Origin of the sequence: Nocardia arthritidis (assembly GCF_011801145.1) — a bacterium.
GTDB classification, from domain to species: domain Bacteria; phylum Actinomycetota; class Actinomycetes; order Mycobacteriales; family Mycobacteriaceae; genus Nocardia; species Nocardia arthritidis_A.
On sequence record NZ_CP046172.1, the window covers coordinates 467694 to 488091 of the forward strand.

Consider the following 20398-nt stretch of genomic DNA (forward strand, 5'->3'; position numbering starts at 1 on the left):
TCGGGCGGCGGTGCATCGTTCACATGACGAAACTACGCCCGGCCGGGTCGATCGGTTCGGAACACGGCCTGGCCTGTGATTCAGTCCACGTCGATCGGCAGGCCCGCGGTGATCCGGACCAGTTCGTGAAAGGACGTGCGGAACACGGTATTCGGATGTCCGGCCGCGGCCCACACCTCGCGATGCCTTGATAGCTCGTTATCCACCCACGTAGGCAGGTTGGTGGGATGGCCGACGGGGGCGACGCCGCCGATCGGCTGCCCGGTGACCTCCTGCACCATCTCGGCGGGCGCCCGTTTCAACGTGCCTTCTAGGCGTTTTCCGGTGTTGTCCAGATCCACCTGGTGCGCACCGGAAACCAGTAGCAGCACCGGATCCTCGTCGAGCAGGAATACCAGTGATTTGGTGATGGCCCCGACCTCGATCCCCAGCGCACGCGCGGCATCCGCCGCGGTGTGCGTCGGGTTCGGTTGGTTCACGATGACACCGTGATGCCCGCGGGCGATGAGGGTATCGGAGACCCGGCATGCGACCGGTGGTAACGACGACCTGCGCATGGCACCAGGTTAGAGCGATTGCGGGCGATACGCCGGAGAATTCGGGTACTCCGGTTAACCCGTTGCGGTACCAGGCATTTCGGCGATCGGCACCGGACCGCGCATGGCCGGTGCGCGCCGAAACCGCTTCGTGCGCAATCGTATCGATGGTCACGCCGGGCCGGTGCGGGCGATTCGGTGTCGGAAGGGTAGCGGCGCGATCCGGCCGTCGCGGCGTGCGAACCGGTCCTATTACGCTGTACGAATGACTGACTGGCAGGCTTTCACCGTCGAAACCAAGGACCACGTCGCGCAGGTGACGCTGACCGGTCCCGGCAAGGGCAATGCGATGGGCCCGGACTTCTGGCGCGAGCTGCCGGAGATCTTCCGCGGCCTGGACGCGGACCCCGAGGTGCGCGCGATCGTGCTGACCGGGTCGGGGCGGCACTTCTCCTATGGCCTGGATCTGCCCGCGATGGCGGGCACCTTCGGTCCGCTGCTGGCCGATAAGGCGTTCGCCGCGCCGCGCACCGCCTTCCTGGACGAGGTGCGCCGCATGCAGGCGTCGGTGACCGCGGTGGCGGATTGCCGCAAGCCGGTGATCGCCGCGGTGTCCGGTTGGTGCATCGGCGGCGGCCTCGATCTGATCGCCGCCGTCGATATCCGGTACGCGAGCGCCGACGCGAAGTTCAGCCTGCGCGAGGCGAAGGTGGCCATCGTCGCGGATATCGGTTCGCTGCACCGGCTGCCCGGCATCATCGGCGAGGGACAGCTGCGTGAGCTCGCGTTCACCGGCAAGGATATCGATGCCGCGCGGGCTGAGCGGATCGGCCTGGTGAACGAGGTGTTCCCGGATCAGGCGGCGGCGTTGGACGCGGCGCATGCGACGGCGCGCGAGATCGCCGACAACCCGCCGCTGGTGGTGCAGGGTGTGAAGGATGTGCTCGCGCAGCGCCGGGCGTCCGAGGTGGCCGAGGGACTGCGCTATGTGTCGGCCTGGAATGCGGCATTCCTGCCGTCGGAGGATCTGACCGAGGCCATTCAGGCGGTGTTCGAGAAGCGCCCGCCGCAGTTCAAGGGCAGGTAAAGCCCGGTAAAACGGTTGCCCCGGCGACTGTTGTCCAGACATACTTGTATCACGCAACTAATTGATTGGTACAAGCAAAGGTAGTGGAAGTGGACGCGGTAGACGAGTCGTTGGAGACGATCGCGCTACAACTGTCCCGGCTGCACCGGATCAGGGAACGCACCGCGGCGCAGATGGCCGCCCTCACCAGGGATGGGGTGGATCTGGCCGCGTTCGGGCTGCTGTTCCATCTGGCATGCCACGGACCCATGCGGTCGGGCGCCCTCGCGGCGGCGCTGCATTCGGACGCATCGACGGTGAGCAGGCAGGTCGCTCAATTGGTGGCACGCGAACTCGTTGTCCGCCAAGCCGATCCGGAGGACGGTCGAGCCACGGTCCTGGTGGTGACCGAGGAGGGTCACGCCACCGTCGAACTCATGCGTAAACGGCGGGCGGAGAACATGGGCCGGGTGATGGCCGACTGGCCACCGCGGCAGCGGGCCGAATTCGCCGCGCTGCTGCGGCAATTCGTCGACGACTACGAGCGCAAGAAACCCGACCTGCTGGCCGCCATGCGGACCGCGTGGGGCGCTGAAACTACTGGGACGGAGAAAGTTTCGTGACCGTAACGGATAAAGTGGCGGCACCTACGGAGGGCTTCACACATCGGCAGATCCTGACAATCCTCAGCGGTCTGATGCTCGGCATGCTGCTGGCGGCGCTCGATCAGACGATCGTGTCCACCTCCATCCGCACCATCGCCGACGATCTCAACGGCTATTCGATGCAGGCCTGGGCGACCACCGCCTACCTGATCACCGCCACCCTGGCGACGCCGCTGTACGGCAAATTGTCGGATATGTTCGGCCGCAAGCCGTTCTTCATGTCCGCCATCGCCATCTTCGTGGTCGGTTCGCTGCTCTGCACGCTGGCCCAGTCGATGTATCAGCTGGCGGCGTTCCGCGCCTTCCAGGGTCTGGGCGCGGGCGGCCTGATGTCGCTGGCGCTCGCGATCATCGGCGATATCGTCTCGCCGCGCGAAAGGGCAAGGTACCAGGGGTATTTCCTGGCGGTATTCGGTACGTCCAGCGTCATCGGGCCGGTGCTCGGCGGTGTGCTCGCCGGACAGGACACCATCCTCGGTGTCAGCGGCTGGCGCTGGGTGTTCCTGGTGAACGTGCCGGTGGGCCTGGTCGCGCTGGCCGTTGTCTCGCGGGTGCTAAAGCTGCCGCGTCGGCCGCAGACCAGCAACAAGGTCGACTGGTGGGGCGTGCTCGTGCTGGCGATCGGCCTGGTGCCGCTGCTCATTGTGGCCGAGCAGGGACGCGAATGGGGCTGGGGCAGTGGACGTTCCGTCGCGTGCTACGTGATCGCCGTCATCGGTGTGCTCGGCTTCGTCGTGGTGGAGCGGTTCATGGGCGATACGGCGCTGATTCCGCTGCGGATCTTCAAGAACGGCACTTTCGCACTCGGCGTGGTGATCTCCTTCGTCGTCGGTGCGGCCATGTTCGGCGGTATCTCGCTGCTGCCGCAGTACCTGCAGGTGGTGCGGGGCGCCAGCCCGACTTTGGCCGGTCTGCAGATGTTGCCGATGGTGCTCGGCCTGATGACCGGATCCATCGTGTCCGGCCAGATGATCTCGCGCACCGGGCGCTACCGGATCTTCCCGCTGATCGGTGCGAGCATGCTGACGCTGGGCCTGTTCCTGCTGCATTTCCTCAGTGCCGACAGCCCGCTGTGGCTGACCATGATCTTCATGGTGTTCACCGGATTCGGCCTCGGTAACCTGATGCAGCCGCTCACCGTCGCGCTGCAGAACGCGGCCGAGCCGAAGGATATGGGCGTTTCGACCGCGGCGGCCACCTTCTTCCGGCAGATCGGCGGCACCCTCGGTGTCGCGGTATTCCTTTCCATCCTGTTCGCGCAGCTGACCCCGAATATCGCGGATCAGATGCGGTCCGCGTCGGCCGATCCGCACTTCCAGCAAGTGGTGGTGCAGAGCGCGCAGAGCAGCAACCCTGTCGACGCCGCGCTGGCGAAAGGCCTGCTGGACCACGACACCTCGGCGGCGGGCAAGGTGCTGCAGGACAGCTCGGTTATCCAGAAGCTGAACCCGGATCTGGCTCGTCCGTTCAAGGTCGGCTTCGCCGATTCGATGTCGACGGTGTTCCTCTCGGTGACCGGTATCGCGCTGCTCGCGCTGATCTTGACGCTGTTCTGGAAAGAGGTGCCGCTGCGGACCACCGGCGGCCTCCAGGCGGCGGGTGCGAAACCGGCTGCGGGCGGACCGGACGAAATCGCCTGAGTCCGTAGCTGATTCGCCGGTCGAGGAGTTGTTCTACTCCTCGACCGGCGTTTTCGGTCGGCCTGGCGTCGCGCGGCGATTCGATGAGGGCTAGTCGGCTCGGCAGGTCAGGTCGGTGGTCGGGAGGGCGCCATCGCGGAAGTAGGTGTTCACCGCGTCGTAGACGCATCGGTTGGGGAAGTTCGCGAAGATCTGGTGGACCGCGACATCCTGCAGGGTGACCATGCGCGACGCCGTCAGCGCGCGATGCATGCCGAGTGCGTTCTCGTAGGTGGTGTGAGTGTCTCCGGTTGATTGGACGATCAGAGCGGGTATCGAATTGCCAACCACCGTAAGGGGTTCAACGGGCGGGGCCCAGAAGGCGCACGCGGTGATGTTGTTCACGAACGGCCCGAACACCGGCTGTGTCGCCCGCGACTGCTCGATATTGCGCCAGTACCAGGACGGATCGCGCGGCGCGGCGGCATCGCCGCACATGATCGCCGTCATCGCCGAATTGTCTTGCGGCTGTGGGTCGAACACCATCGAGAGCAGATCCTTCAGGTCGGGCGCCGGTTCGACCGGTTTGCCGTCGGTGGCATCGGTGAGCTGCCGGATATTCGACGCCAGCTGTGCGTAATTCCGCGGGTCGGACAGTGCGATGTACGGGATGATCGGCATAGTGTGTGCGTCTATGGTGTAGGCGCCCAAGTGAACCGGCTGTTCACCCGCTCGGCGGATCAGCTCCTCGACCGCGTGGCGAACCTGCTGACGGGTGTCGCCGAGCCGGTATTCGTCATTGTGCCCGGCGGTCCAATCGGCCCACAGATCCAAGGCGGCCTCGTTCGCCGGGCCCATATCGCGCAACATCTCGACCGGGCCGTAGCGCGCCGGATCGACGCTGCTGTCCAACACGATTCGATCGACCCGCTCCGGAAACAGCTGGGTGAAGACCGATCCCAGATAGGTTCCGTATGACGTGCCGTAATAGCTGACCCTGTCGGCGCCGATGGCCGCACGGATGACATCCATATCCCGAGCGGTATTGCGGGTGGTGTTCTGGCGCAACCGGTCGAGGCCGACGCTCGTGCAGCGCAGCGCCAGATCGGCCCGTGTCGCAACGGATTCCGCGTAGCCTGCCAGCCCTGCCCCGGCGGACTCCAGGCCGAGCCCGGGCGGCCAATGGCAATTCACCGGGGTGGAACGCCCGACGCCGCGGGGATCCATGCCGATGAGGTCGTAGCTCGCCCGCACATCGGGTGTCAGCGCCGCGCCGATGTCGACGGTGAAATCCAATCCGGGTCCGCCGGGGCCGCCCGGATTCGAGAGCATCACCCCGCGCCTGTGCGCCGGGTCGGCCGCGATCCTGGAGATCGCGACGGTAATGGTCCGGCCTTGCGGCTCGGCGTAATTCAGCGGCACCGTGACATCGGCGCACCGCGCGCCCGCCTGGTCGAGTCGAGGATTGTCGCACGGGCGCCAGTCGAGGCGCTGGTGGTAGAAACGGTCCAATGGGGTTTCGGCCGTTGCGTAAGGCGTTGCGGCCAAGGCGGTTCCGGCGATCAGACCGGCGGCCAGCGTGGCGAGCAGCTGCTTGCGATGCACTGTCGTTACTCCGTCGAGTCGGTCCTGCGGATGGTTGCCGTCGAGTTGCCATCCCGGACGGGGGATTTCCTTCGATTCCGGCCGAAAGATTTTGGCTTCCGATCATTTTCGAGCGTAGGAATTCCGGTCGATCCGAACAATGGGGGAACACCCCCATCGATACCGCAGGTGGCAGGGTGCGCCGAGGTAGGGCTGGCACCATTCCGAACCGTCATCGAACCCGTACGGTCTGTTATCCGTACGGCCGAGACGTCACGAAAATCTCATGAAGGGCTTGCTTGAGTGTCACTGTCATTGGCCGGGGGTCATCGTTGGCTCATCGGAGACTAAATGGCCACAAGGATGACGAGCGTCCGAGCAGATTGTCTAGGTTCTATAGCCGACGCTCCACGGTCAGAGAGGGGACCGCATGCTGAAGTTCGCCGTACTCGGTGAGGTTCGGGCCTGGCGCGGCGATGAGGAGCTCGATCTCGGGTCCAAGCAGCGCCGCGCCCTATTGGCAGCACTGCTGCTACGCAGCGGACGTTCGGCCACGGTGCCGGAGTTGATCGATGGGGTCTGGGGCGAGCATCCGACGCCGAGTGCCGTCGGCGCGCTGCGCAATCACATCCTGCATCTGCGGCGGGTGCTGGAGCCGGACCGGCCGTCCGGCAGCCCGGCGACCGTGCTCGTCGGCTTCGGCGGCGGCTACGCGCTGCGGTTGACGCCCGGCTCGGTGGACGTGGAACACGTCGAGGACCTGCTGCTGGAGGTTCAGGCCGAACGTCTCGTCGACGAATCCGGCGCCGCGATCGAAACCGTGCGCGAGCGGCTCGACGCCGCGCTGCGCCTGTGGACGGGCACCCCGCTGGCCGGATTGCCCGGGCCGTACGCCGACCGGCAGCGCACCCAGCTCATCGAACGCCGCCTCGCCCTGCTCGAACAGCGCGTCGAGCTGGATCTGCGGCTCGGCCGCTACGCCGAGGTCATCGCGGAACTGTCCCCGCTGTGCGCGGAACATCCGATGCGCGAGCAGACCAGGGGACTGCTGATGACCGCGCTGTTCCACGCGGGCAGACAGGCCGAGGCGCTCGCGGTGTACGCCGACACCCGCCGGGTGCTCATCGAGCGGCTCGGCATCGAGCCGGGGCAGCAGCTGGCCGAACTGCATCAGCGGATCCTGCGCGGCGATCTGCCCGCACCGCATCGGGAGGTCGTCGTCGCACAGGCGCAGGCGCCGCAGCCGAGGGTGGTGGCCCGAGTGGCCCAATTGCCCGCGGACGTAGCGGATTTCACCGGCCGGTCGGATGCGGTGCATCGAATCACCCAGTGGCTGGCCAACACCGACGGCAACGCGGTACCGGTGTGTGCGATCGGCGGTATGGGCGGAGTGGGTAAGAGCGCCTTGGCCGTTCATGTCGCGCATCAGGTCCGCGAGCGTTTCCCGGACGGGCAGCTGCACGTCGACCTGCACGGTTTCGCGCCGGCCCGCAGCCGTACCCCCGGCGAGCGGTTCGGCACGCCTGCCGCGGATACGCTCGGCGACTTCCTGCGGGCGCTCGGTGTTCCGGAGGGGGAGATCGCGCCGTCGCTGCCCGAACGCGCCGCGCAGTTCCGCAGCTGCCTCGACGACAAACGGGTGCTCGTCGTCCTCGACAACGCCCGCGACGTGGACCAGGTGCGGCCGCTGATTCCGGGCACGCCTGGTTCGGCGGTGCTGATCACCAGCCGTTCGGCGATGGGTGAACTACCCGCGATGCTCGGCGTCCGGCTGGACGTGCTCAGTGCCCGCGAGGCCCGCAGCCTGCTCTCCGGAATCGTTGGGGAACACCGGGTTTCGGCGGAACCGGAGGCGGTCGACAGCGTGCTCGCGGCCTGTGGCGGCCTGCCGCTCGCGGTGCGCATCGTCGGCGCCCGGCTGGCGGCCAGACCGCGCTGGAGCATCGCCTGCCTGGCCGAGCGACTGGTGGACGAGCAGCAGCGGATCGCCGCGCTGCGCACCGGTGACCTGGCCGTCGAGGCGGCCTTCCGGCTCAGCTACGACCAGCTGGATGCGGTGCAGGCCAGGGCATTTCGGGTGCTGGCGGTGCCCGATGTCGCGGAGCTCTCGCTGGACGGCGCCGCTGCCATCCTCGGTACCGACCGTGAGCTGGCCGAGGAGCTGTGCGAATCACTCGTCGACCTGAACCTGCTGGAGACCAGCGCGCCGGGCCGCTACACCTATCACGATCTGCTGCGCCTGTTCGCCAGGGATCTACAGCCCGATCCGAGCATCAAACATCCGGCGTTCGCGCCGCTGCTGCGGCTGCTCGACTTCTATCTGGCCACCATGAGAAAGGTTCTGGTGGTGTGCAATCCGGGCACCCGGCTGCCGGAACACCTGCGCTCCACCGCGGCCGATGGCCGGGCGTTCGGCGATGCCGTCGCCGCGCAGACCTGGCTGAACGCGGAACGGCCGAATCTGGTGACGCTGTACGCGCAGGCCGCCGACGTGCAGGGCCCCGCCCTCGCCGTCGCGGCCGATATCGCTTGGGCCACCGCGGAATTGATGGACGGTGGGCCGAATTGCCAAGAGCTGTCCCGATCGCTGAACAAGCTGCTCGACGCAGCGCTGCGGGTCGGCGACCGCGAGGTGGAGTGCCGGATCCGGGTGGCGCTCGGCGTGCTGTGCACCGATTCGCTCGGCGCGGTCCGGCTCGGCCGCGACCATCATCGCATCGCGCTCTCGCTGGACGGCGAATCCGTCACCGCGGCAAGGCTTACCGCGTTCGCGGCGACCCAGCTCGTCACCGCGACCCGCAACGGTCTCGATCCGATGGCCTCACTCGGCCACGCCGAACGGGCGATCCGGTTGGCGCGGCGCGTCGGCGACGGCTACATCGAATGCGAGGCAACGCTTTTCCTGTCCAAGACGCTGTCGGATGCGGGCCGGTTCGGCGAGGCCGAGGAGCGCGCCGCGTACGCGCGAACGCTGGCCCGGCAGCTGGGTAACCGCGGTCTGGAGGCGACGGCCACCCATGAGATCGGGGCCAACCGGGCCTTCCAAGGCGATCTGGTGACCGCGCTACAGCTGTGCGAGGAGGCAGTGCGGCTGGTACGAGCCAGCGGGCTGGTGCTCCGGGAGGGTTTCGCGCTCGCCCGGTACGCACATGTGCAGATGATGGCCGGACAGCTGGTACACGCCGAGCAGGGCGCCGACGCGGCGGTGCGCACCCTCACCAGGGCCATCGGTCCGATGCACCGGGCGCGGGTGCTGGTGATGCACGGCCTCATCCTGCAGGCGCTCGGCCGCTCCGAACAGGCATACTGTGTATTGCGAACGGCCGCAGAGGCTTTCGCATCCATGACGGACGGGGAGATGGCGCACGAGCGGTTGGATGCCGAGATCGAGGGCCCGGTGGTGGAACTGCTGCGCGAACACCTCGACCAAGTGATCGCCGAGCGTCAGCGGCGCAGTGCCGAGCGGGCGGAGGTCACCTCGCCCGCCTGAGCAGCCCACCCGCCACCCGGCCACCACCCCTCATCGAATCGCTGCGCGATGCAGGCCCACCAACCGAAGCGGGAAGTCCGGATCCGGACTTCCCGCTTCATTTTTCGGTATCAGTGGCCGCCCTGGTCCTGCAGCCGCTTGATCGACGCCTGCACCTCGGCCTCGGCCTCGGCGCGGCCGACCCACTCCGAACCCTTCACGTACTTGCCGGGTTCCAGATCCTTGTACCGCTCGAAGAAGTGCTTGATCGCGGCCAGCTCGAATTCCGGCACATCCTTCAGATCCTGGATGTGGTCCCAGCGCGGGTCGCCCGCGGGGACGCACAGGACCTTGTCGTCGCCGCCCTTCTCATCGGTCATCTTGTACATGGCCACCGGACGGACCTCGACCACGACACCGGGGAACAGCGGCTCGGGCAGCAGCACTAGCGCGTCCAGCGGATCGCCGTCCTCGCCGAGGGTGTTCTCGATGTAGCCGTAGTCGGCCGGGTAAACCATCGACGTGTACAGGAAGCGGTCCAGCCGGACCCGGCCGGTCTCGTGATCGACCTCGTACTTGTTGCGAGAGCCCTTGGGGATCTCGATGGTGACGTCGAATTCCACGTCATCTCCTCAATCGCGTCTACCGCGCGGTCTGCCGACTCGCCTGGTTGTTCGGGGGAACGTTTGCGCAACGAGGATAGTGTGGTCGGGGCGCACATGGGTGCGCAGGCCAGGGTGTTGAGGAGACAGCGGGCACGTGGTTGACGGAGGCAAGAAAATCGGTGGTCTGGCCGCCCGGCGGCGCCGCAGAACCTGGATAGTGCTCGGTACCGCGGTGACGCTGCTGGTAGCGGCGGCCGCGGTGGTGTTGGTAACCACCAAACCCTGGACGCCCGAATTCCGGCACGGCGGGCTGCGGGTCGCGCCGCCGCCGACGGGCACCCGCCCGCTGCCGCAGATCGTGCCCGCGCAGCCCGCCCCGACCGCGCCGACCCAAGCGGGGATACTCGCCGCGCTCGGGCCAGCGCTCGGGAATCCGGATCTCGGATCGTTCGCGGGTGAGATCACCGACGCGACGACCGGGACGGTGCTGTGGAGCCAGGATCCGGCCCGGCCGATGGTTCCGGCGTCGACGGCCAAGGTGCTGACCTCCGCCGCCGCGCTGCTCGGCCTGCCCGCCGACCACCGGTTGAGCACCCGCGTCGTCACGGGCGTCGCGCCGAACGAACTGGTGCTCGTCGGCGGTGGCGATCCGACGCTCACCGCGCAGCCCGACGGCAAGGGCTATTACACGAACCCCGCGAAGCTGTCCGATCTCGTCGCGCAGATCCGTGCCGCGGGCCGCGGTGTCGACACCATCGTCGTCGACATCTCCGCGTATCAGGGCCCGACCATGGCGCCCGGCTGGGATACGGTCGATATCGCCGAGGGTTCCTGGGCGCCGATGGAACCGGTGATGCTCGACGGCGGCCGGATCAACCCGCTGATGGACTACTCGCCGCGCACCAACACCCCGGCACTGGACGTCGGCCGCAGGCTGGCCGCCGATCTCGGCCTCGATCCGGGCAAGGTGCGCATCGGCAGCGCACCACCGGGTGCGACGCAGATCGCGGCGGTGCAGTCGGCGACGCTGCGAGATCGCTTGCACGACATGATGGTCGACTCCGACGACGTGCTCGCCGAGGCCATCGGCCGCGAGATCGCGGTGGCCAACGGCAACCAGGCCTCCTTCGACGGCGCGACGGCCGCGCTCAGCGCCCTGCTCGGCAAGGCCGGATTCGATCTGACCGGGTTGGGTATGAAAGACAACAGCGGACTGTCGACGGAAGACCGGATTCCGGCGCGGCTGCTGGACCGCATCCTGGCCGTCGCTGCCAGACCCGACACCATGGCGGTGTCGCCGACCGGCGCGACAACGCCCGCCGACCCGGCGGGCTTGACGGCCACCTTCGCCCCGATGCTCGACGATCTGCCGGTCGCGGGCGGCACCGGGACGCTGGCCGGTCGCTACGTCGACCAGAACCGGCAGGGTGCGGGCTGGGTGCGGGCCAAGACCGGAACTCTCTCGATTGCCAGCGCGTTGGTCGGATACGTGCTCGACGCGGACGGGCGGGTGCTGACCTTCGCGCTCATGTCGAACGATCGACCCGACACGGTGGCCAAGCCCGCGCTCGACGCCGTGGTCGGCGCGCTGCGGAACTGTGGATGCTCGTGACGGGTGGATGATCATGAACCAGGATGCTGACCGATCAGGTGCTGCCGAAACTCCCGACGCGAGCCCGGCGGTCGTATCCGGGGGCGATGTCGTCGCGGTGAGCAAGCGGCGGCGCGGCCTGTCCGGCGTCGTCGACTGGCGGTTGGCGGCCCGCACCGGCGCGGCTCTGGTGCCGTCGGGCCCGCGGACCTCGCGCTATTCGGTCGAGCAGATCGTCGCGGAATTGGCGGAGGCGTCCGAGCGGGCCGAGAGCCCGGTCCGCGAGGTGAGCGGAATGCTCGACGACGAGCCGGTGCCCGCGGCCCGCGTCGTCGACCGGCGCGGCTGGATCGAGGCCGCCGCCGACTCGATGTCCCACCTCACCGGCAACGAACCGGGCGAGACCGAGCGCGGCCTGCTCGCGGGTAAACCCGCCGGCGTGCAGGCGGGTGCGATGCTCGCATTCCTGTCCACCGCGATCCTCGGCCAATACGACCCGTTCACCGGGCCGGACGGCACCCTGCTGCTGGTCGCGCCGAACATCATGGCGGTCGAGCGCGCGCTCGGCGTCTCGCCCACCGACTTCCGGTTCTGGGTCTGCCTGCACGAGGTGACGCACCGGGTGCAGTTCTCCTCCGCGCCGTGGCTCGGCGAATATATGCGCGGCAATGTCGATCTGCTCGGCGAGGTCGGTGACGAACCGCTCGCGGATATGCTCGGCCGCCTGGTCGAGGAATTGCGCGAACGCCGCCGCGGCGACGGCCCCGACGACCCGAATTCGCGCGGCGTCGTCGGATTGTTGCGGGCCACCCAGCCGCCCGCGCAGCGCGAGGCGCTCGATCGGTTGCTCGTGCTCGGCACCCTGCTGGAGGGCCATGCCGACCATGTGATGGATGCCGTTGGGCCCGCGGTCATTCCGACCGTCGAACAGATCCGGTCCGCCTTCGATCAGCGTCGCAAGCGCCCGACCAATCCGGTGCAGCGGATTCTGCGCGCGCTGTTGGGTGTCGACGCGAAGGTCGCACAGTACGTGCGGGGTAAGGCGTTCGTGGACGCGGTCGTCGAGCGGGTGGGGATGGACCGGTTCAACACGGTGTGGAACAGTCCCGAAACCCTGCCGCTGCCAGCGGAAATCGGTGCGCCGGACGACTGGGTTCGCCGGGTGCTCGGCTGAGGTTGTCCGTGCTGCCGCACCCCGTCTTCGAGCCGAGCACACGATGTACGGGGTGTGCACTATGCGGACGGGGTGCGGCGACGTGCCCAGTAGGCTCCGGATATGGGTTCTGCTCCGGCTCGCCGTCTTCCCGAGACCGAGGCGGTGTTGGAGGTCCGGCATGCGGTGCGAAACTGGTTGTCCCGGTACGCATCCGGACCTGTTGCCGTTGCGCTCTCCGGTGGTGCGGATTCGCTCGCGTTGACCGCTGCCGCGGTGGTCGAGGCGGGCGAGGTCGATGCCCTGATCGTCGATCATCAATTGCAGGTGGGCTCCGATGCGGTCGCCGCCGAAGCCGCGGCGGCGGCGCTCGGGCTCGGCTGCCGATCGGCGCGGGTGCTTCCGGTCCAGGTCGGCCGGGAAGGCGGGCTGGAGGCCGCGGCCCGCGAAGCCAGATATGACGCGCTGGACGCCGCCCGCGACGGGCTGCCGGTTCTGCTCGGCCACACCCTCGATGACCAGGCCGAAACCGTTCTACTCGGCCTGGCGCGCGGTTCCGGTGGACGCTCGATCCAAGGTATGGCGGCGTATGCCGAACCGTGGGGTCGCCCGCTGCTCGACGTCCGGCGGGCCACCACTCGGCGGCTGTGCGCGGATATCGGCCTGATTCCACACGAGGATCCGCATAACGCGTCGCCCGATTTCACCAGGGTCCGGTTGCGCGCGGAGGTGCTGCCGCTGTTGGAGCAGGTACTCGGCGGCGGCGTCGCGGCGGCGCTGGCCCGCACCGGCGCACAGCTGCGCGAGGACGGCGCGGTGCTCGACGCGCTGGCGAGTGAGCTGTTGCACACCGCGGATGATGGTGCGGGCCTATCGATCGAGACGCTCGCCACTGCGCCGCCCGCGCTGCGCCGCCGCGCGATCCGCGCCTGGCTGCTGGACGGTGGCGCGAAAGCCCTGACAGACAGGCATTTACGCGCGGTGGACGAATTGCTGACGAACTGGCGCGGCCAGGGCGGCGTCGCCGTCGGCGGCGGCACACCGGCGAGCAGGTTGGTCGTCGCGCGCGAACATGGCAGGCTGACACTGCGCCGCGAGCGCCGGTAGATCGGATACCGCGTTTGTGCAACCGGCCGAGTCCTGGCTCGGCGAAACCATGGGAAGGACACCAGCTGACGTGTACGGGGACGACATCGCGTCGGTGCTGATCACCGAGGAAGAAATCGCCGCCAAGACCAAGGAGCTGGCCGAACTCATCGCCAAGCGCTATCCGGCCGACGCACCCGAGGGCGATCTGCTGCTGGTCGGCGTGCTCAAGGGCGCCATCTTCTTCATGACGGATCTGGCCAAGGCGCTACCGATTCCGACCCAGATGGAATTCATGGCCGTGTCCTCCTACGGCTCGTCCACCTCGTCGTCGGGCGTGGTGCGCATCATGAAGGACCTGGACAAGGACATCGCGGGCCGCAATGTGCTGATCGTGGAGGACATCATCGATTCGGGCCTGACCCTGTCCTGGCTCAAGCGCAACCTGTCCACCCGCAATCCGGCCTCGCTCGAGGTGGTCACGCTGCTGCGCAAACCCGATGCGCTGCGCACCCACGTCGAGGTCGCGCACGTCGGATTCGACATCCCGAACGAATTCGTCGTCGGTTACGGGCTCGACTACGCGGAGCGCTACCGCGACCTGCCGTACATCGGCACCCTGAACCCCAGGGTCTACGGCGGTAACTGATAGTTTTCGGGGGTGAATTCGCCTTTGCCCCTTGGTTTCCCGGCCGGGCTATGACGAGCGCGGCCGCGACGCGCACCCGGCTGCCCGCCTGGTCGGTGCCGATGCTGTTCGTGGTCGGCGCGATTTCGCAGTATGTCGGCGCCGCCGTCGGCGTCTTTCTCTTCCGGACAACGGAACCTGCGACGGTGGCCTGGCTGCGCGGGCTGGCCGCGGGCCTGGCGCTGGTGCTGTGGCGGCGGCCGTGGCGGGCCCGGTGGACCCGGCGCGGATTCGCGATCGCCACCGGTTTCGGCGTCGTCACCGTGGTGATGAATATCGTGTTCTACGAGGCCATCGCGCGGATCCCGCTGGGCACCGCGGTCGCCGTGGAATTCCTCGGGCCGGTGGCCGTCGCCACGCTCGGATCTCGCAGGGGCAGAGACTTTTTCGCGGTCACCATGGTGCTGGCCGGTGTGCTGCTGCTGGGCGGGGTGCAACTGGACGTATCGCTGCCGGGGCTCGGGTTCGCGCTGCTGTCCGCGGTGTTGTGGGCCGGGTACATCCTGGTCGGCAAGCGGGTGGCCGATGCGGGGGACGGGCTGGATTCGCTGGCGGTCGGAATGGCGGCCGCTGCGATCGCGCTCGGGCCCGTCGTCGTGTACGTGCAGACTCGCAGCGACGCAACGGTTTTCGCGGACCCACGGATCTGGCTGCTCGGTCTCGGGGTCGGGGTGCTCTCCAGCGCGGTGCCGTACGGGCTGGACCAGGTGGTGCTGCGGATCGTCGGACGGGCCCGGTTCGCCGTGCTGCTCGCGCTGCTGCCCGCGACGGCGGCGGTGGTCGGCGCGGTGATGCTGGCGCAGCGCCCGAAGACGGTGGAGGTCATCGGAATTCTGCTGGTGGTGCTCGCCGTCGCGGTGAGCGCCGAGCAGCGGAATCGGGAGACGGAGCCGCCCGCACCGGTGTGAGCCACACCGTGTCAGTTCGGGATGAGCCCGAAAATCGTTGCGGGCGATCCGGATCCGGCGCGATACAGCGGCCCGCCGACCAGTACCCAGGCGCCCGTCACCGGCAGTGCGGCGAGATTGCCCAGACATTCCAGGCTGATTCGATGCTCCCGGTACAGCAGCTTCGAAACGGCATAGTCCGCATCGGCGCCGAGGTCGGGTCCGAAGGTGTCGATCCCGAGCGCGCCTCGGCGTCCCAAACGGCCGGTATCCAAAAGCCATTCGAGGGTTTCGAGCGCGAATCCGGGCTGGCGGCCCGCGTCGGATCCGGTACCGATGAAATCGGGGGTGCCCCACTTGCCGTCCCAGCCGGTCCAGGCGATCACGGCGGCCCCGTCCGGAATTCGGCCGTTCGCCCGTTCCCATGCCGTCAGGTCGCCGATCGAGATCGCGTAATCCCGGTCGCGGGAGCAGGATTCGCGCAGATCCAGCTTCACCGCGGGCAGCAGCAGATCGTCCGGGTCCAGTTCGTCGGCGGCGAGCCCGGCCGGGTCGAAGTGAATCGGTGCGCCCCAATGGGTTCCGGTGTGCTCGCCCTGCCGGATATAGCGCAGGTAGTAGCCGTCCGCCGCGATGGTCGCGACGGTTTCGGCGCGGAATTCGGGGTCGCCCGGAAATAGCGGCGTCGTCGCCGGATCGTGCACGTGCGACAGGCTCACCGGCCGGAACGGTCGGGCATTCATCGCGCCGCCGGCGCGAGTACCCGCTCCAAAGCGTCTATATCCTGCTTCAGCACGCGGAACAGGATATAGACCGCGATGAACGCGGCGATGCTGGCGATGCACAGTACCCGGACGGCGACGATGATCCGCGCGAGATCCCCGGTGGAAAGCAGGGTCGCCCCGAGCACGGCGAGCAGCGGAATCGACGCCGCCACAATCAGATACACCGCGCTGCGGCGGCGCAGCCCCTGCAATCGGCGGACATCCTCCGCGCGAATCTCGCCGTGGCTCAGGAACATCGGATAGATGCATCTGATCATGTAGCAGTTCACCAGGAAGAACGGATACGTCACGGCGATGGCGCCGCTCACCACGTGCAGCGCGACGAAATGCAGGTAGTCGGCGGCGGTCACCGTCTCGGCGGTGCCGTGCAGCACGATCGGGAAGGCCAGGCCCGACAGCAACCACAGCGAGAAGATCACCAGCACCGTCCGATCGCCGAGATGTATCGCGTCGGTGCGGGTCCGGCGCAGCACCTCGGGGTCGTAGCGTTTCCCGTGACGCAGGCCGTGTGTCACCGCGAGCAGATACCGGCCCAGGTAGATGAGCAGTGCCGCGCCGATCGGGAAGAGCAGACCGTTCACCACCGCGGTGTAGATGTGGAATTGGTGCTGTGCCGCCAGCGTCTGCGTGTGGTGGATGAGCTTGTCGTTGTGCTGGACGTTGTACACCGAGGCGAGTGCGTTCGGCACCAGGATGGCCAGCGCGACAAGCGGAATGCGCCAGCGTCGCAGCCGCGACCACGGGCTGCGTTCCGGCGGGTCGACCAGATCGCGGGCGCGCGGGTCCAGGCACAGCTCGAGCTGCTGCGCCAGCGTCGCGCCGTCGGGCCAGCGGCGCTGCGGATCCGGTTCGAGACAGGTGAGCAGCACCCGGCGCAATGCCGCGGGGCAGTCGGCCGGAATGCGGGCCAGCGCCGCCGGATCGATGCCGCCGCGGCGGTGCTCCAACGCGGTGGCCGGGTCATCGGTATCCGCGGCGAACGGCACTGTGCCGGTGAGCATTTCCCACAGCAGCGCGCCGAGTGAGTAGATATCGCTGCGGGTGTCCGGCGGGGCGACCGCGGGCCCGAGATCGACGGCGAGCTGCTCGGGTGACCGATATGGCAGACAGTCGTGCTTTGTCGCTGAATCCGCTGCGCGATAACCGGAATCGTGCAGGGTGAAGTCGGCGAGCTTCGGGATGCCCTCCGCGGTGAACAGCACATTGGACGGCTTGATCGCCAGGTGCACAACGCCGTTGCGGTACGCGTAATCGAGCGCATCGGCCAATCGCCTGCCGATCCAGGCCACCGTTTCCGGCCAGCTGAGCCCGGCGATCTCGGCGCGCACCGGCGAATCCGCCGGCCGGATATCGCCTTTGGCCTCCATGGCCGAGTCGACGGCGCGCAGCAGTAGCGCGCCGCCCTCGTCCGTGCTGCCCGCGCGGCGTCGGGCCAGCACCTCGGCCGCGGTACCGCCCGGCAGGTATTGCATGTACACCAGCCGGACCTCGGCGCCGACCACCCGCTGATCGAAGACCCGCACGATATGTGGATGATCCAGCTGAGCCATGGTGTGCGGCGCCCCGCCGCCGTTCGAAAGCCGAACGGCGACAAGCCGTTGCATGGAACGCTGCCGGGCCAGGAATACCCGCCCGAGTTCGCCGCCGCCGAGTTCGGTGCGCAGATCGAATTCGTCGATCCGCTGGCCGGGACCCACCTCGTCCAGTGCGACAACCGTTTCCGCGGCCGATTCCGCGACCCGTTCGCGCACCGCACCCGCCAGCTCGGGGTATTCGGCCAGAAATTCGGTGAGCTCCAGCCCGTCGTGCCTGCGGCGGGCGAGGTACTCCTCACACACCAGATCGACCAGCTGGGGGCAGCGCTCCACTTCGGGAAATTCCGTGCGATATTCGGCGATTCGCTTGCCGACGCCATCCAACTCCCAGCGCCTGCGCAGATCGATGCGCACCAATTCGGCCAGCACGGCCAGCCGCACGCGGGTGCCGTCCGGCACGTAGTCGGACACCTGTGGCGGTTCCCGGCCGATATCGCGCAGGCACCGCTCCCAATCGGCGGCGAACCGCGCGACGGTGCCCGCAGCCGACCCGGTCACGGCGCTTGATCCACTACCGCGGCCCGGAACCGGCGCGTTCGCACCGCCCCGTGCTCGGTCGAATCATCCGGCGCGACAACGCGTTCCAGCGCCTCCAGATCCTTCTCCAGCGCGCGGAACAGCAGGTACGACCCGACGAACGCGGCGATTCCGCCCGCGCACAGCACCCGCACCGCGACGATCACCATCGGGATATCGCCGGGCGGCAAGAAGGTCACCCCGGCCACCGCGAGCAGCGGAACCGAGGCGGCCACCGCGAGATAGCCGTTGCAGCGCCGGTCGAGGCCGCGCAACCACACCGCGTCCTCCGCGCTGATCTCGCCGTGCCGCAGGAAGATCGGGTAGATGCAGCGCACGACGTAGAAGGCGCCGAGGAAGAACGGGTACGCGACCGCGATGGCGCCGCACACCACGATCGAGGCGAGGAAGTGCACCACCGCGTTGGCGGGTACGTCGCCGGTGGCCAGCTGCAGGGTGATCGGGAAGGTGATGCCGGCCAGCACCCACAGCGAAAAGGCAACGGCCACCGCGCGATCGGCGAAGAGTAGCGCGTCGGCCCTGGTGACGCGCAGGGTGTCGGGATCGTAGCGGCGACCGTGGCGCAGCCCGCGCGGCACGGTGATCAACCGTCTGGACATGATCGCGACCACGGCGATCCCGACCGGGAAGAAAATGCCGTTCACCAAGCCGGTGATGATGGTGAAGGTGTGTTGCGCCTCGGCGCTGAGCCTGCTGATGATCAGGTTCTGGTTGTGCTGGATGTTGTAGAGCGCGGCAAGCATATTCGGCACCCCGATGGCCAGGAAGACCACCGGAATGCTCCAGGCGCGCAACCGGAATCGCCAGCTGTCCGGTGCGGGATCGACCAGTTCCCTGGCCCGCGCGTCCAGGCACAGATCCAGCTGTTTGGCCAGTACGCCACCGTTGGCCCAGCGGTGCGCGCGCTCGGGCGCCAGGCAGGTGAGCAGCACGCGGCGCAGCGCGGCCGGGCAGTCGGGCGGAATCCGTTCCAGTGCGGCGGGTTCGACACCCGCGCTGCGCCGCTCCAGCATGGCCTCCAGCGTCGTCTCGTCGCCGCGTCCGCTCGCCCCGGCCGTACTGTCGTCGAAAGGCTTTGCGCCGGTGAGCAATTCCCAAAGCAGCACGCCGAGCGAGTAGATGTCGGCACGGGTGTCCAGATCGGCGGCGCTGCGGTCACGGCCGGGATGGCAGGCCTCCAGCTGTTCCGGCGACATGTACGAAAGCGAGCCGCCGAAATAGGCGACCGGACTGGTACCCGCCACATTGCGGCTGAAGCTGATGTTGAAATCGGCGAGTTTGGGCACCGCCTCCGCGGTGAGCAGCACATTGGCCGGTTTCACGTCGCGGTGCAGCACGCCGTGCGCGGCGGCGTAATCCAGCGCCTCGGCCAGCCTGCGGCCGAGCCAGGCCACGGTTTCCGGCCAGCTGAGCCGGGCGATCTCGGCGCGCACGCTGGAATCGGTCGGCCGGATCTCGCCCTTCTCCTCCATGGCCGCGTCCACCGCGTCGAGCAGCAGTTGTCCGTTGCGTTCGGCGGGCGGGGTCGCGGCCACCCAGCGCAGCACGCCGAGCAGTGTCCCGCCGGGCAGGAACTGCATGTAGAGCAACCGCAGCCGTTGCGCCGAGGACAGGCTGCCCGGGGCGAGCAGCCGCTGATCGAAGACCCGCACGATGTAGTCGTGGTCGAGCTGGGCCAGCGTTTGCGGTTCGGTGCCGTGGTCGGCCGAGATCTTCACCGCGACCAACCGCTGCAGCGAACGCTGCCTGGCCAGGAACACCCGCGCGAACGCGCCGCTGCCCAATCCGGTGAGTAGATCGAAGTCGTCTATTCGCTGCCCGGTTTCGATTTGGTCGAGCCCCTCGGCCCGGCCCGGTCCGGTTCCGATCGTGGTCGGAATCGCGGTTTCCGTTCCGATGAGATCGGCGGCCGTGCGAGTCACTTCTGTATTACGAAAAGACCCGGTGGTGTGGTTCAGTGGGAATCCGAACCGCGTGGAATCATCGGCGACCGCGCGCCGGGTGCTCTGATCCACCTCGTCGGCATTGAGCAGTAGCCGCAGTTCCGCCGCCTGCTGCGGATATTCGCGCAGACATTCCCGTGGATCGACCCGCTCGCCGCTGTGCCGCCGGATGACGAACTCCTCATACACCAGACCGGCCGGAATAGTGTGCGGTTCGAGTTCCGGGAACTCGGCACAATATTCGGCCAAACGCTTGCGCGGTGCGGTGTTCGCACCACGCGGTATCCAGCGATGTCGCAGGTCGACGCGGATCAGCTCCAGTAGCGCGGTCCGGCGCAGGGTTTGCGCGTCCGGTAGATATGCGGCGATCGGCGGCGGCTGTAACGATTCGGCGTCGCGCCCGGGCCCGCCGCTTTCCACGATGGCGGATTCCCATGCGGCCGAGAATGCTTCAACCACGCCGAATTCCGTACCGACCGCGCGACCCGCGGCACCGGAACCCTTACCGGCTTCGGGCCTTTTCTCGGGGTTTGCACTCATAATTCCGCCACACCCAGCGTCATCGTCCCCCAACAGTATTCGGAATGAT

At 68.0% G+C, this 20398-nt stretch carries 15 protein-coding genes; 9 read left to right on the top strand and 6 right to left on the bottom strand.

The genetic code is table 11. The annotated features are described in order from the left end of the window. Positions 1 to 80: 80 nt before the first annotated feature. Positions 81 to 557: a YbaK/EbsC family protein gene (locus F5544_RS02165; protein WP_167471607.1), complete on the bottom strand. Its 477-nt coding sequence runs from the start codon at positions 555 to 557 to the stop codon at positions 81 to 83. Positions 558 to 801: 244 nt separating this feature from the next. Here F5544_RS02165 and F5544_RS02170 point away from each other — a divergent pair, with 244 nt between their 5' ends. The 3 genes from F5544_RS02170 to F5544_RS02180 all read left to right on the top strand — a co-directional run bounded on the left by F5544_RS02170 (position 802) and on the right by F5544_RS02180 (position 3907). Further along, a complete protein-coding gene (locus F5544_RS02170) occupies positions 802 to 1623 on the top strand; it encodes a crotonase/enoyl-CoA hydratase family protein (RefSeq protein ID WP_167471608.1) in 822 nt (273 codons plus the stop codon). A gap of 89 nt (positions 1624 to 1712) precedes the next feature. Next, positions 1713 to 2225, top strand: a complete 513-nt coding sequence (locus F5544_RS02175) for a MarR family winged helix-turn-helix transcriptional regulator (protein ID WP_238847048.1) — start codon at positions 1713 to 1715, stop codon at positions 2223 to 2225. Beyond that, entirely contained in the window at positions 2222 to 3907 is a 1686-nt protein-coding gene (locus F5544_RS02180; protein ID WP_238847049.1) for an MDR family MFS transporter, read from the top strand. Before F5544_RS02175 ends, F5544_RS02180 begins: the two co-directional genes overlap by 4 nt. Positions 3908 to 3997: 90 nt before the next feature. Here the strand turns inward: F5544_RS02180 and F5544_RS02185 are convergent, their stop codons facing one another. Next, positions 3998 to 5491, bottom strand: a complete 1494-nt coding sequence (locus F5544_RS02185; protein ID WP_167471609.1) for an alpha/beta fold hydrolase — start codon at positions 5489 to 5491, stop codon at positions 3998 to 4000. Positions 5492 to 5900: 409 nt separating this feature from the next. Here F5544_RS02185 and F5544_RS02190 point away from each other — a divergent pair, with 409 nt between their 5' ends. Continuing rightward, positions 5901 to 8960 carry an AfsR/SARP family transcriptional regulator gene (locus F5544_RS02190; protein ID WP_167471610.1) on the top strand — a complete coding sequence of 1020 codons (3060 nt, stop codon included), beginning with the start codon at positions 5901 to 5903 and terminating at the stop codon, positions 8958 to 8960. Positions 8961 to 9070: 110 nt separating this feature from the next. Here F5544_RS02190 and F5544_RS02195 read toward each other — a convergent pair whose 3' ends face one another. Continuing rightward, positions 9071 to 9562: an inorganic diphosphatase gene (locus F5544_RS02195; RefSeq protein ID WP_167471611.1), complete on the bottom strand. Its 492-nt coding sequence runs from the start codon at positions 9560 to 9562 to the stop codon at positions 9071 to 9073. 157 nt (positions 9563 to 9719) lie between these two features. Here F5544_RS02195 and F5544_RS02200 point away from each other — a divergent pair, with 157 nt between their 5' ends. From F5544_RS02200 to F5544_RS02220, 5 genes are all read left to right on the top strand, one after another. Next, complete coding sequence (locus tag F5544_RS02200) at positions 9720 to 11156, top strand: D-alanyl-D-alanine carboxypeptidase/D-alanyl-D-alanine-endopeptidase (RefSeq protein ID WP_167478928.1); 1437 nt, start codon at positions 9720 to 9722, stop codon at positions 11154 to 11156. Between the two features lie 97 nt (positions 11157 to 11253). Beyond that, the gene (locus tag F5544_RS02205; RefSeq protein ID WP_428847159.1) at positions 11254 to 12309 is read left to right on the top strand and encodes a zinc-dependent metalloprotease; all 1056 of its coding nucleotides are present in this window, start codon (positions 11254 to 11256) and stop codon (positions 12307 to 12309) included. A 102-nt stretch (positions 12310 to 12411) separates the two neighbouring features. Then, positions 12412 to 13395 (top strand): tRNA lysidine(34) synthetase TilS, encoded by a 984-nt coding sequence (gene tilS / locus F5544_RS02210; protein WP_167471613.1) that lies wholly within the window; start codon positions 12412 to 12414, stop codon positions 13393 to 13395. 70 nt (positions 13396 to 13465) lie between these two features. Beyond that, a complete protein-coding gene (gene hpt / locus F5544_RS02215) occupies positions 13466 to 14023 on the top strand; it encodes a hypoxanthine phosphoribosyltransferase (protein ID WP_167471614.1) in 558 nt (185 codons plus the stop codon). A gap of 50 nt (positions 14024 to 14073) precedes the next feature. Next, positions 14074 to 14970 carry an EamA family transporter gene (locus F5544_RS02220; RefSeq protein ID WP_167471615.1) on the top strand — a complete coding sequence of 299 codons (897 nt, stop codon included), beginning with the start codon at positions 14074 to 14076 and terminating at the stop codon, positions 14968 to 14970. 11 nt (positions 14971 to 14981) lie between these two features. On the opposite strand, the gene F5544_RS02225 is transcribed toward F5544_RS02220, so the two are convergent. The 3 genes from F5544_RS02225 to F5544_RS02235 are packed head-to-tail and all read right to left on the bottom strand — an operon-like array spanning position 14982 to position 20268. Then, the gene (locus F5544_RS02225) at positions 14982 to 15692 is read right to left on the bottom strand and encodes a cyclase family protein (RefSeq protein WP_167471616.1); all 711 of its coding nucleotides are present in this window, start codon (positions 15690 to 15692) and stop codon (positions 14982 to 14984) included. After that, complete coding sequence (locus F5544_RS02230) at positions 15689 to 17827, bottom strand: serine/threonine-protein kinase (RefSeq protein ID WP_167471617.1); 2139 nt, start codon at positions 17825 to 17827, stop codon at positions 15689 to 15691. Before F5544_RS02230 ends, F5544_RS02225 begins: the two co-directional genes overlap by 4 nt. After that, entirely contained in the window at positions 17824 to 20268 is a 2445-nt protein-coding gene (locus F5544_RS02235; protein WP_238847050.1) for a serine/threonine-protein kinase, read from the bottom strand. The genes F5544_RS02230 and F5544_RS02235 overlap by 4 nt, the downstream gene beginning before the upstream one ends. Between the last annotated feature and the right edge of the window lie 130 nt (positions 20269 to 20398).

Coding starts and splice junctions, on each gene's coding strand:
- tilS (WP_167471613.1), top strand. CDS start 12,412: ATGGGTTCTGCTCCGGCTCGCCGTCTTCCCGAGACCGAGGCGGTGTTG.
- F5544_RS02220 (WP_167471615.1), top strand. CDS start 14,074: ATGACGAGCGCGGCCGCGACGCGCACCCGGCTGCCCGCCTGGTCGGTG.
- F5544_RS02190 (WP_167471610.1), top strand. CDS start 5,901: ATGCTGAAGTTCGCCGTACTCGGTGAGGTTCGGGCCTGGCGCGGCGAT.
- F5544_RS02170 (WP_167471608.1), top strand. CDS start 802: ATGACTGACTGGCAGGCTTTCACCGTCGAAACCAAGGACCACGTCGCG.
- F5544_RS02225 (WP_167471616.1), bottom strand. CDS start 15,692: ATGAATGCCCGACCGTTCCGGCCGGTGAGCCTGTCGCACGTGCACGAT.
- F5544_RS02165 (WP_167471607.1), bottom strand. CDS start 557: ATGCGCAGGTCGTCGTTACCACCGGTCGCATGCCGGGTCTCCGATACC.